The sequence below is a fragment of the Ruegeria sp. BH6 genome, assembly GCF_056538105.1.
Window position 1 is genome coordinate 251,653 of the sequence record NZ_JBQFSR010000005.1, and the last position, 12,564, is coordinate 264,216.

12 protein-coding genes are annotated in these 12,564 nt (G+C 58.1%); 8 read left to right on the plus strand and 4 right to left on the minus strand.

The annotated features are described in order from the left end of the window. Position 1 precedes the first annotated feature (1 nt). The 8 genes from iolG (at position 2) to iolB (ending at position 8,985) form a co-directional block, all read left to right on the plus strand. Positions 2-1,015 (plus strand): inositol 2-dehydrogenase, encoded by a 1,014-nt coding sequence (iolG, locus tag ACR0B8_RS13195; protein WP_226689370.1) that lies wholly within the window; start codon positions 2-4, stop codon positions 1,013-1,015. 125 nt (positions 1,016-1,140) lie between these two features. Then, positions 1,141-2,082 carry a sugar ABC transporter substrate-binding protein gene (locus tag ACR0B8_RS13200; RefSeq protein WP_170350497.1) on the plus strand — a complete coding sequence of 314 codons (942 nt, stop codon included), beginning with the start codon at positions 1,141-1,143 and terminating at the stop codon, positions 2,080-2,082. A gap of 80 nt (positions 2,083-2,162) precedes the next feature. Beyond that, the gene (locus ACR0B8_RS13205; RefSeq protein WP_170350495.1) at positions 2,163-3,287 is read left to right on the plus strand and encodes an ABC transporter permease; all 1,125 of its coding nucleotides are present in this window, start codon (positions 2,163-2,165) and stop codon (positions 3,285-3,287) included. Position 3,288: 1 nt separating this feature from the next. Continuing rightward, complete coding sequence (locus tag ACR0B8_RS13210; protein WP_170350493.1) at positions 3,289-4,107, plus strand: ATP-binding cassette domain-containing protein; 819 nt, start codon at positions 3,289-3,291, stop codon at positions 4,105-4,107. Between the two features lie 87 nt (positions 4,108-4,194). Then, entirely contained in the window at positions 4,195-6,027 is a 1,833-nt protein-coding gene (gene iolD, locus ACR0B8_RS13215) for a 3D-(3,5/4)-trihydroxycyclohexane-1,2-dione acylhydrolase (decyclizing) (RefSeq protein ID WP_170350491.1), read from the plus strand. Continuing rightward, on the plus strand, positions 6,024-6,923 hold the full coding sequence (gene iolE / locus ACR0B8_RS13220; protein WP_480658686.1) for a myo-inosose-2 dehydratase: 900 nt from the start codon (positions 6,024-6,026) through the stop codon (positions 6,921-6,923). The genes iolD and iolE overlap by 4 nt, the downstream gene beginning before the upstream one ends. A 49-nt stretch (positions 6,924-6,972) precedes the next feature. Further along, the gene (locus tag ACR0B8_RS13225; protein WP_226689373.1) at positions 6,973-8,154 is read left to right on the plus strand and encodes a phytanoyl-CoA dioxygenase family protein; all 1,182 of its coding nucleotides are present in this window, start codon (positions 6,973-6,975) and stop codon (positions 8,152-8,154) included. Positions 8,155-8,178: 24 nt separating this feature from the next. Continuing rightward, positions 8,179-8,985, plus strand: a complete 807-nt coding sequence (gene iolB / locus ACR0B8_RS13230) for a 5-deoxy-glucuronate isomerase (protein WP_170377608.1) — start codon at positions 8,179-8,181, stop codon at positions 8,983-8,985. An 11-nt stretch (positions 8,986-8,996) separates the two neighbouring features. On the opposite strand, the gene ACR0B8_RS13235 is transcribed toward iolB, so the two are convergent. From ACR0B8_RS13235 to iolC, 4 genes are all read right to left on the minus strand, one after another. After that, a complete protein-coding gene (locus tag ACR0B8_RS13235) occupies positions 8,997-9,803 on the minus strand; it encodes a hypothetical protein (protein WP_480658689.1) in 807 nt (268 codons plus the stop codon). Between the two features lie 73 nt (positions 9,804-9,876). After that, positions 9,877-10,716: a class II fructose-bisphosphate aldolase gene (locus ACR0B8_RS13240; RefSeq protein WP_226689375.1), complete on the minus strand. Its 840-nt coding sequence runs from the start codon at positions 10,714-10,716 to the stop codon at positions 9,877-9,879. Next, positions 10,713-11,549 carry a 5-deoxy-glucuronate isomerase gene (locus tag ACR0B8_RS13245; RefSeq protein WP_170361572.1) on the minus strand — a complete coding sequence of 279 codons (837 nt, stop codon included), beginning with the start codon at positions 11,547-11,549 and terminating at the stop codon, positions 10,713-10,715. Before ACR0B8_RS13245 ends, ACR0B8_RS13240 begins: the two co-directional genes overlap by 4 nt. Before the next feature lie 9 nt (positions 11,550-11,558). Further along, a complete protein-coding gene (gene iolC / locus ACR0B8_RS13250; protein WP_226689376.1) occupies positions 11,559-12,539 on the minus strand; it encodes a 5-dehydro-2-deoxygluconokinase in 981 nt (326 codons plus the stop codon). Positions 12,540-12,564 lie beyond the last annotated feature (25 nt).

The following is a 12,564-nucleotide window of genomic DNA, read 5'->3' on the forward strand; positions in this document are numbered from 1 at the left end:
CATGCTCAGAATCGGATTGCTTGGTGCCGGACGTATTGGTCGCGTACATGCACAGGCCATCGCTGCGCATTCGCAAAGCCAGCTGTGCGCTGTCTCTGACGCGATTTCCGATGCGGCTGAAAGCCTTGCCACTGAACAGGGGGCAACCACGCGCGACTCGATGGAGATCATCGCAGACCCGTCGATTGATGCCGTCCTGATCGCGACGCCGACTGACACCCATTCTGACTTGATTGAGGCCGCTACACGGGCGGGCAAGGCGGTTCTGTGTGAAAAACCCGTCGATCTCAGCCTTGAACGGGCACTTGCCTGCCAAGCCGTTGCGGCGGAAACCGGCCAGCCGGTGATGGTTGGGTTCAATCGCCGGTTCGATCCCAGCTTTTCGGCTCTGAAATCCGCAGCCGATCAGGGTGAAATTGGCGCGCCCGAGTTGTTGTCGATTACGTCTTTTGATCCGGCCCCTCCGCCCGTCAGCTATATCAAGGTCTCGGGTGGTCTATTCCGGGACATGATGATCCATGATTTCGATATGGCGAACTATCTGATGGGGCAGTTGCCGGTGCAGATTTCGGCCTTCGGCACCTCGATTGTCGATCCCGAAATCGGACGGGCGGGCGACGTGGATACAGCTGTTGTAACAATGACTTATGCAAGCGGTCAGATTGCGGTGATCAAGAATTCGCGGCGTGCTGTCTACGGTTATGACCAGCGGATCGAAATGCTTGGGTCGGGCGGGCTGTTGCAGGCTCATAACATTCTGGAAAACGCGGTGGTCAAGTCAACAGCCGACGGCATCACTGGGGCGAAGCCGACCTATTTTTTCCTGGAACGCTATATGCCTGCATACCGCGCAGAATGGGATGCGTTTGTGCAGGCGGTGCAGTCCGGTTCGTCAATGCCAGTGACGCTGGAAGACGGGGTTGCTGCCCTGGCCATGGCCGAAGCTGCGAACCGTTCGGCCCAATCAGGGCAGCCTGTTGCAATGGCCGATGTTTTGAAACCGGTTGCAAAATGAGCGGATATCCGGAAACTGGGGAAAGCTCCGCCAGATTCCCGGAGCGGAGGAGATTCGGCCGGTCCGAATAACTGGGGCTGCTGCCCCGGCAATAAAGACAAACTGTTTTTATGGGAGGAAACCAAATGAATAAGTTCGTAAAAAGCGCCCTGGCTGCCAGCGCGCTGGCGCTGGTCACCGCTACCGGCGTTGCGGCTGAGGGTGAGAAATACATTCTGGTCAGCCACGCCCCTGACAGCGACAGCTGGTGGAACACAATCAAAAATGGCATTGCCCTGGCGGGCGAACAGATGGGTGTCGAGGTTGAATACCGCAACCCGCCCACAGGTGACCTGGCTGACATGGCACGGATCATCGACCAGGCAGCGGCGTCTGGCCCCAATGGCATCATTACCACGCTGGCCGACCCGGACATTCTGGAAGGTCCAATCAAGGCAGCGGTGGATTCCGGCATCGACGTGATCATCATGAACACCGGCACGCCCGAAAAGGCGCGTGAAGTTGGCGCTTTGATGTATGTGGGGCAGCCTGAATATGATGCGGGTCTGGCTGCCGGTCAGCGGGCCAAGGCGGACGGGATCGGGTCCTTCTTGTGTGTGAACCACTATATCGTTCAACCCTCAAGCCAAGAGCGGTGCCAAGGTTTTGCCGATGGTCTGGGTGTGGAACTGGGCGAGCAGATGATCGACGCCGGTCAGGACCCCGCTGAAATCAAGAACCGGGTTCTGGCCTATCTTTCCGCAAACCCTGAAACCGACGCTGTTCTGACGCTTGGTCCGACATCGGCAGACCCGACCATTCTGGCGCTGCAGGAAAATGGCATGGCCGGTGACATTTATTTCGGCACGTTCGATCTGGGCGGTGAAATCGTCAAAGGCATCAAGGACGGCACCATCCAGTGGGGTATCGACCAGCAGCCGTTCCTGCAGGCCTATCTGCCGGTTGTGGTTTTGGCCAATTACCACCGCTATGGCGTCCTGCCGGGCAACAATATCAACTCGGGTCCCGGTTTTGTAACAGCGGACGGCCTGACAAAAATCGAAGAGTTCGCGGGCGAATACCGCTGATTTAACAATGCGGCGGGCGCAAGAGGAGTGCGCCCGCCGCCCACTCCAACACTCGGAAACCCGCGCGAGGGAGAACCACAATGTCTGAGACAGTTCAATCCACGGCAGGCGGTGACGAACGGATCAAAGAGATCTCGCCACTGCGTCGCGCCCTGATCCGCCCCGAATTGGGCGGCATGGTCGGGACAGTTGCTGTTTTCACCTTTTTCCTGCTTTTTGCTTTTGACAGCGGCATGTTCAATAGCCAGGGCATCATGAACTGGTCCATTGTCTCGGCGCAATTCATGATCATCGCGGTAGGGGCCTGCCTGCTGATGATCGCGGGTGAATTTGACCTGTCCGTCGGTTCGATGATTGGTTTCGCGGGCATGATGATCGCAATCTTTTCGGTCACGCTCAGCTGGCCGGTCTGGATGGCGATCCTGGTGACATTTGCCCTGTGTGTCTCTATCGGCGCGCTGAACGGCTACATCGTCATACGAACGGGGCTGCCTAGTTTTATCGTCACGCTGGCATTTCTGTTCATCTTGCGCGGTTTCACGATCTACCTGCCGCAGACTATCGAACGCAAAACCATCATTGGCGGCATCAAGGACGTGGCCGAGGGCGATTGGTTGGCGTGGGTGTTTGGCGGCAAGGTGTTTCAAGGCTTCTTTGTCTGGCTGGGCAACAATGGCCTGATCGAAACGTTCTCACGTGGTACACGTGAAGGGCAGCCGGTCGTCGATGGAATTCCCATGTTGCTGATCTGGGCAATCGGGCTGATCATCTTTGGCCATGTGCTGTTGACCAAGACTAAATTCGGGAACTGGATTTTTGCTGCCGGTGGTGACGCCGAAGCGGCCCGGAACTCAGGCGTGCCGGTGAATCGGGTCAAGGTGCTGATGTTCATGTTCACTGCCTTTTGCGCCACGGTTTTCGCCACCTGTCAGGTGATGGAGTTTGGTTCGGCCGGTGCGGATCGCGGGTTGCTGAAAGAATTCGAGGCGATCATCGCCGTGGTCATTGGCGGCGCATTGCTAACCGGTGGCTATGGCTCGGTCCTTGGGGCGGCGTTGGGCGCGTTGATCTTTGGCGTCGTGCAGCAGGGTCTGTTCTTTGCCGGTGTCGAAAGCTCGCTATTCCGGGTGTTCCTGGGCGTCATCCTTCTGGGTGCTGTGATCCTGAACACCTACATCCGTCGCATCATCACAGGAGAACGCTGAGATGACCGAAGACACCAAGTTCCACCACGGCGACGCGCAGGCCAAGAAACCGATTATTCGGATGGTCGACATTCAAAAGCATTTCGGTTCGGTGATTGCGCTGGCCGGTGTCAGCTTTGATCTGTGTTCCGGCGAATGCCACTGTTTGCTGGGCGACAATGGCGCGGGCAAGTCGACCTTCATCAAGACCATGTCGGGCGTACACAAGCCCACCGCCGGCGAGATCTTCTTTGAAGATAAGCCGATGCATTTCGAAGATCCGCGTGATGCGATTGCAGCGGGAATTGCCACCGTACACCAGCATCTGGCGATGATCCCACTAATGAGCGTCAGCCGGAACTTCTTTATGGGGAATGAACCAACGCGCAAAGTCGCGGGGATCAATTTCTTCGACAAGAAACTGGCCGATGAAATCACTATGGAAGAGATGCGAAAAATGGGCATCAACTTGCGTGGTCCCGATCAGGCCGTGGGTACCTTGTCGGGCGGTGAACGTCAGACGGTGGCCATTGCTCGGGCGGTTCATTTCGGCGCCAAGATTCTGATCCTGGACGAACCGACCTCGGCCCTTGGTGTACGCCAGACCTCGAACGTGTTGGCGACCATCGACAAGGTTCGCAGTCAAGGCGTAGGCGTTGTTTTCATCAGCCACAACGTGCGCCACGCGCTGGCTGTGGGCGACCGCTTTACCGTGTTGAATCGGGGCAAGACGCTGGGCACTGCACGGCGCGGGGAAATCACGCCAGAAGAGTTGCAGGACCTGATGGCAGGCGGTCAGGAACTGGCCGAACTGGAAGGGTCCTTGGGCGGAACGGTTTAACCCCGTTCCCCCATTTTGGGCCCACGGCCCGACATCAAACAAAATTGCAGGCTTGGCCAAATCGGCCTTGTGTTGAAAGGGATCACAATGGGCAAAACAGTCCGACTGACCGCAGCGCAAGCTTTGGTGCGCTATCTGGGTGCGCAGATGAACGAGGCCGGAGAGCCGTTCATCGCTGGTGTCTGGGCCATTTTCGGCCACGGCAATGTGGCAGGTCTGGGTGAGGCGCTGCACGCTGTCAAAGACACCCTTCCCACTTATCGCGGCCATAACGAGCAGACCATGGCGCATTGCGCGATTGCCTATGCCAAGCAGATGCGGCGTACCCGGGCGATGGCGGTGACCTCGTCGATCGGGCCGGGCGCGACCAATATGGTGACAGCGGCCGCGCTGGCGCATGTAAACCGCCTGCCGGTTCTGATCGTCCCCGGTGATGTATTCGCCACGCGTGGACCCGATCCGGTATTGCAACAGATCGAAAGCTTTGGCGACGGCACCGTCAGCGCCAATGACTGTTTCCGCCCGGTCAGCCGCTATTATGACCGTATCTCGCGCCCCGAACATCTGCTGACCGCACTGCCGCGTGCCTTCCGCACCATGACGGACCCGGCCGATTGCGGACCGGCAACATTGGCCTTTTGTCAGGACGTGCAGGCCGAAGCTTATGACTATCCCGAAAGCTTTTTTGAGCCGCGGGTCTGGTATCAGCGCCGTATCCGCCCGGATGAAGGCGAACTGGCGCGTGCCGTCGCGGCCATCAAGGCAGCGAAGCGTCCGGTTATCGTTGCCGGGGGTGGGGTGCATTACTCGGGCGCGACCGATGCACTGCAAAGCTTTGCTGAGACGCACAACGTCCCCGTTGCCGAGACGCAGGCTGGTAAATCGGCACTGGCCTGGGATCACCCTTTGAATCTAGGGCCGGTTGGCGTCACTGGCGGTGAGCCCGCCAATGACGTTTGTGCCGCCGCCGATCTGGTTCTGGCAGTCGGCACGCGGTTGCAGGATTTCACCACAGGTTCATGGGGCCTGTTCTCGAATCCCGAACGTGAGACGATTTGCCTGAACACAGCTGCCTATGACGCCGAAAAACACGGCGCCATGCCACTGCAATCCGACGCGCAAGTCGGGCTGCAAGAGCTGGGCACGGCCTTGCAAGGATACCGTGTCGATCCGGTGGCCGACACGCTGAAGGCTGAATGGTTTGGCAAGGTCGATAAGCTGACCGATGCGCCGGGGGACGGCAACGCTCTGCCGACCGACATGCAGGTGGTGGGTGCGGTTCAACGCGCCTCGCACAACGACACCGTTGTGATGTGTGCGGCGGGCACCATGCCGGGTGAGTTGCACAAGCTGTGGAAAGCGCCGCGCCCGGGTTCGTATCACATGGAATACGGGTTCAGCTGTATGGGCTATGAAATCGCTGGTGCCATGGGGATCAAGATGGCTCAACCGGAACGTGATGTGATCTGCTTTACCGGCGACGGCACCTATATGATGGCGAATTCGGAAATGGCGACGGCAGCGATGATGGGAATTTCGTTTACGGTCGTCATCACCGACAATCGCGGGTTTGGCTGTATCAACCGGCTGCAGATGGGCACGGGCGGGGCTGAGTTTAACAACCTGCTGGATCATGCGGTGCACGAAACGCCATCTGCCATCGACTTTGCTGCCCATGCGGCGGCGATGGGGGCGACTTCGGTTAAGGTCAGCTCGATTGCCGAGCTTGAGGAGGCGCTGGCTAAACGCGGCGAGATCAAGGGGCCGAATGTGGTGGTTATCGACACTGATCCGTACCCCTCGACCGAACATGGCGGAACATGGTGGGAAGTGGCCGTTCCCGAGGTCAGCATCCGCCCCGAAGTGAATGAAAAACGGGCGGCCTACGAGGTTGCTATCAAGGAAAGAAACACGAAATGAGCGTAAAAATCGGAATCTCTCCGATCGCCTGGCAGAATGATGACCTGCCGGACATTACTGCGGCCTTCACCATGGAGCAGGCGCTGAAAGAGGCGCGTGAGATCGGCTATACAGGCGTCGAACGGGGCCAGCGAATGCCCAGCGATACCGAAGGTTTGCGCGCCTATCTCGACGGCAACGACATTGCGCTGTGCGGTGGCTGGTGCTCGGGCGCGTCGCTGGTCAATGACTTTGCAACTGAACGCGAAGCTGTGCGCGCGCAGGTCGAGCAATTCGTAGCCCTAAACAGTCCCTGCATCGTTTACGCCGAGTGTTCGAACACCGTGCAGGGGCAGATTGGAACGCCGGTCAACCACCGCCCCAAACTGTCGAAAGATGAGGTTATGGCCTATGCGGCTAAGATCACCGATCTGGCCAAGTGGATGGGCGATCAGGGCATGACGATGGCCTATCACCATCACATGGGCACGATCATCGAAACCGAAGATGAGGTGAACTGGCTGATGGAGGGGTCGGGCCCCGAGGTGAAGCTGTGCTTTGACACCGGCCACCTGCTGTTTGGCGGCGGCGATGTGCTGGCCACCCTGAACCGCTGGGGCGACCGGGTGCATCATGTGCATTTCAAGGATATCCGGCCCGCCGTGGTACAGGATACGCGCGAAAAAAACCGCAGTTTTCTGGATGCCGTTATCGCCGGGGCTTTTACCGTGCCCAGCGACGGCTGCATTGATTTCCAGGCGATTGCAAACGCGCTGAAGGCGATGGACTACGACGGCTGGATCGTGGTCGAGGCGGAACAGGACCCAGCCAAGGCGCCACCCTATGAATACTCCAAGATGGGTTACGACCACATTGTGGACGTGTGCGGAACGGCAGGGTTGAAGATCAAGGCGTAACACGCCGCCCAAGAGAGCAACACCAAAAGCCATGAGAAAGGAAAAAGTCATGGTAAATCAAGACCTCGGATATGTCGGCTATTTCGACCGGGAATCCTGCGATCTGGATGAATTTAAGGTGTTGACCTCGCAAAGTCTTTTGGCCGACGCGGTGCCCCTTGCCGCGTCGGTTGAAAAGAACATTCCTGTCTATGACATGCAGGCGTTGCGCCCGGCATTGGAACGGCCCGATACACGCCGGGCAGTGCTGGCGGAATGGGCTTGGGTGCTGGACAAGTCCGCTGGCGTGATCGCCCTCAAGGGGGCGTATGCGGATACTTCTATCATCGACCGCGCCACCGAAATCTTCCGAGAGCTTATTGACGAGGAACGCCAAAGCGGGGCGGGCGAGGGCGATCACTTTGCGGTCTCGGGCGCGAATGATCGGATCTGGAACGCGCTGCAAAAACAGTGCCTTCGCGACCCCGAAGGCTTTGCGCTGTATTTCGGGAATACCGCGATTGCGGCAGCGTGCGAGGCATGGTTAGGCCCGAACTATCAGCTCACCGCGCAGGTCAATCAGGTGCGTCCCGGCGGTAAGGCGCAGCAGGCGCATCGGGATTACCACCTTGGGTTTCAAAGCGCGGACAGTGCCGCCCAGTACCCGGCCCATGCCCATCTTGTGACTGCGTCGCTGACGTTACAGGGGGCGATTGCCCATTGTGATATGCCAGTGGAAAGTGGGCCGACAAAGCTGTTGCCGTTCTCACAGCTTTACCCATCAGGATATCTGGCGTTTCACGATACTGCCCATCAGGATCATTTCGAAGACAATTATGTTCAACTGCCACTGGCAAAAGGTGATGCAGTGTTTTTCAACCCGGCGCTGTTTCACGCGGCGGGTGAAAACAGCAGCGCCGACATCCACAGGATGGCCAACCTGCTGCAAATCTCATCCGCGTTCGGGCGTGCGATGGAGGCGGTGGATCGCCGCGCCATGGCGCTGGAGGTTTTCCCGTCTCTTGTTGCCCTGAAACAGCGCGGCGAGCTGGCAGGAGCAGAACTGGACGCCGCCATCGCCGCCACAGCGGAAGGCTACCCGTTTCCGACAAATCTGGACACGGATCCTCCGATCGGAGGCAACGCGCCGGAAAGTCAGGCCGATATCCTGCGAAGGGCCGTGGTCGAGGGCTGGACCGAAACAATTCTGGCCGAGGCGCTATCCGCCCTGCACACAAGGCAAGCTGCCTGAAGCAAGAACATCAAGGAGGCTAAAATGGCAGACCTGCTTAAGAAACCCTTCGGTACCCGTGGCAAGGTCCATGACATCACCCCGGCCAGTGCGAGTTGGCAGTATGTCGGGTTCGGCCTCTATCATCTGCGCGCAGGGGATAAGGCGGCTGAGGCCACTGGTGAGCGCGAGGTCATTTTGGTCATGGTCGAGGGCAAGGCGCAGATCACTGGTGGCGGCCAGGATTGGGGTGTTCTGGGAGACCGGATGAATGTCTTTGAGAAGACCCCGCCGCACTGCCTGTATCTGCCAAACGGAACTGAGTGGCAGGCCATCGCCGAAACCGATTGCGTCATCGCCGTCTGCACCGCCCCCGGCCAGGGCGGGCACGCGGCGCGGCGGATCGGGCCCGACGGCATCACTCTGACCGAACGCGGCAAAGGGGTGAACACGCGCTATATCAACAACATCGCGATGGAAGCCGAGGATTATGCTGACAGTCTGCTGGTGACCGAGGTGTTTACGCCGAACGGGCACTGGTCATCGTATCCTAGCCACCGACATGACGAAGATGATTACCCGCGGATCACCTATTTGGAAGAGACCTACTACCACCGCCTGAACCCAGCCAACGGCTTTGGCATTCAGCGGGTCTATACCGATGACGGTCAATTGGATGAGACGATGGCAGTCTCAGACGGCGACGTCGTGACTGTCCCGCGCGGCCATCACCCTTGCGGCGCGCCTTATGGGTTCGAGATGTACTACCTGAACGTCATGGCCGGACCTTTACGCAAGTGGCGTTTTGTACCCGCTCCCGAGGTTGAATGGATCATGGAGCGCGACGGGTAGGTCCGATCGGTCTACGTGGCGCGCTTTGAGTTACGTTTGCTTTGCGGAAATAAGGGTTTGAGGACTAGCTTCAGTGGCTTTTTGAACACGTCCACAACGAAAAAGAAAAACGGTCTCGACGCGCGGATCATGGACCGGGCATAGGCGTTGGCTTCCCCTTCTTGCTCGGCCACCTGTCCACCCTCACTGTGCCCAAGAACGTGATGGCCGACCTCGTGGTAAAAGGTGACTTCATTGTTGAGTGTTTCAATCCAACTAATCAGACCTTTGAGTTGGATCGTTGGTTGGGTCAGCACAATGCCAGAGAAGAACAGGTTGTACCTGCCCAGATAGTCAAGCTCAGGCCGCTCGGCGATAACGTCGAAACGGGTCACGTCGTTTAACGACAATCCTTTGGTTTTGCTCCAACGCTGAAGGTTACGAATGACGCGGCGCGAATTTGCGACGTCATTGGCAATGAATACTGGAACGGTTTCGGCCAAATAAACTGAAGGTGCATCTTCCAGCCGTTTTGCCAAAACGTTCAGCGTTCTGCGATGAACTGGATGCAGTTTGATCGATCCCAGCCGCATGACTTCCTGCCGGAACGCGTCGCCGTCCATCTCGCTTAGCAGGGCCAACAGGATACCAAAGTACTTTGGTAAAGGACCCGGAGGATTGTTTTTCCAGGCATTGGAGTTGAGTTTTTTCTTTATGACCGGGATGGCCTCTTCCTGATCAGAGAGTAATGCCCGCCATGCATCCCTAACAGTTTCTATGTGGTCAGTTGAAATGCCCCGCAAGAGCTTAATGAGGAAGCGTTCGGCGTTTCGTTGCATACCTCACGAATATCAGGATTATTCGTGGAGTGTAAAATCCCCATTTTGAAGCAATATGTTAGATGCTCCGGTATTAACTTTGCGGCGGCGCTCCGAAGGCCCGGATCACGAGCCGTGCGGCGGCTTCGACCGGGTCGTGGGTTTCTTTTAGAATGGTGACGCGGTCGAACCTTTCGGGGTCGCTGTTTACGGCTTCGCGCAGGGCGGCGCCAAAGGCCATGCGCAGCTCGGTCCCGATATTGAATTTGCAAATGGAGGTCTCGCGGGCCAGGCGGGTGCGCTGTTCAACCGGCACGCCGGAACCACCATGAATGACCAAGGGCACGTCGGTCACGGCGTCGATCTGGTGGATGCGGTCTTCGTCTAGGCCGCCTTCCTTGTTCTGCTGCAGATGGACGTTACCGACAGAAATCGCCATCGCATCTACACCGCTTTCACGTGCGAACTGCGCGGCCTCGGTCGGGTCGGTACCATTTGACCCTTCGCCACCGGAATAGCCGACAAAGCCGATCTCACCTTCGCATGAAATCCCCGCCGCGTGGGCCATTTCGGCAATCGCGGCGGTCTCGTCGATATTCTGCCGCAGTGGCTTGCGCGACCCGTCGAACATCAGCGATGTAAACCCGCTGTCCAGCGCGATTTTGCAGTCCTCATACGTATAGCCGTGGTCTAGATGCGCGACGACAGGGACCGAAGCGTTTTCGGCCAGATGGCGGAACATCTTGCCCAGCACAGGCAGCGGCGTGTGTTCGCGGCAGCTGGGGCCCGCTTGCAGGATTACCGGCGCGTTTTCAGCCTCGGCCGCGGCCACATAGGCGCGCATGTCTTCCCAGCCCAGCGTAACCAGGCCACCCACGGCATAACCTTGTTCATAAGCAGGGGACAGAACGTCTTTCAGCGTGACAAGGGTCATTTGAACTTTGCAATCATGTCTTTGATGCCCGGAATAGTCTCGATCTGGTAGGCATGGGTTGGTTGGAAGTACTGCACAAGAGACCTCTGGCTGAGACCGCCGAGAATGGTGAAATAGTACATCTCATACCCCGGCAGCACGCAGCAGGGGTGATAGCCCTTGTCGATGCAAATCGTGGACCCGTCGACGATGTGATAAGCATCGCCAGGCTCGTTATCTTCGCGTTGCAACATCTGCAGGCCCGAGCCCCAATTGGGCTTGAAGCGGAAGTTATAGGTCTCGTCATGGCGCGACTCTTCCGGCAGGCGGTTGGTGTCGTGCTTGTGACTGGGGAATCCGGACCAACCGCCTTGACCCACAGTGAACAGCTCACTGACCAACAGACGACCTACTTTGTCGTGCTGTTTCTGACCGAGGATGTGCTTGATCTTGCGATGGGTTTTGGTGTCATCGCTGCCGTATTGCACAAGGTCATGCTCGCGCACATCGAACGGGTCCAGTACCTTGTCGTATTTGGCCCCAGCGATGAATATTTCGGCCTCGTCCGAGACGCAGACCATCTGAGCCTTGGTGCCGACGGGGACATAGACGCCCTCGGGCTCGCCATCCCAGACGTCTTCACCCCGGTTGCCGAGCTTGGGGAACTGTACGCCTTCAACGTCGACATCCACGCTGCCGGTGGCGGGGGCGATGCAGGTTTCATACCCCGGCACCTGATATTCGAACACCTCACCTTTTTTCAGTTTGACGATGTTGAAATAGTTCAAAGGCACCGTAGGGTCGTCGGCATCGACGATGGGTTTGTTCTGATTGTCATAGGGCGCGATATGCATTGGGGTCTCCTATGTGGTCGGGCCGGGATGGGCGGCAAGAAATGCGTCCAGCTCGGGTGTTGTGGGCATGGCGGGGGCGCAACCGGGTTGCGAAACCACGATTGATGCGCAAGCTGAGCCGCGCATCACGGCGTCTTTCAGTGAGTGCCCCGCCGCGATCGAGGCCAGCAGGCCAGCCATAAAACTGTCGCCCGCACCGTTGGGTTTAACGGCGGTGACGGGGTATATGCCGGTGGCAATTTCCAGACCGTCTACCAGCGTGACGGCACCTTTCTCGCCCATCTTGTAGATGACGATCCGGCCGGGTTTTTCGGCCAGTTCCTTGGCTTTTGCGAACCCTTTTTCGATACCGCCAGCCATGAAGCCGAATTCTTCGTCATTGCCGACGATCAGGTCGCTGGCGTCTCCCGCGCGCGACAGCACATCCGCGGCAACCTCAGCCGAAGGCCAGCTGTAGGGGCGATAGTCGATGTCGAAGATGATCGGAAGACCAGCCGCGCGGGCATTGTCAAAAGCGCGGAACGTGGCGCTGCGCGAGGGTTCGGCGGCAAAGACGGTTCCAGCCGAAATCACAGCAGAGAAAGCCGAGAAATCAACCCTGTCCATATCTTCGTCGGTGACCTGAAAATCGACTGCGCCATTGCGATAGATGACGTTCTGGAAATTCTCGATTCGGCTTTCATAGACGGCCAGCGACATGCGGTATTCACCGCCCAGAACGCGGATATAGGATGTGTCCACGCCGTAATCGCGCAGCTTGTTAAGGCAGAACCGCCCCACCGCATCATCCGAGACTGATGTGATCAGCGACGCCTGACTGCCCAGCTTGACCAGGCCAGCGCAGATGTTCGCGGATGACCCGCCCAGATCGGCGTGGAACGTGTCGGCATCCTCGCTTTTGACACCGATGGGATCGGCATACAGGTCCATGCCGGCACGCCCTAGCACGGCAAAGCGGTTTCCTTTGATACCGTCTATCAAAGCGCTCACGTCATGTCCTCCGGCAAAGTGGGGT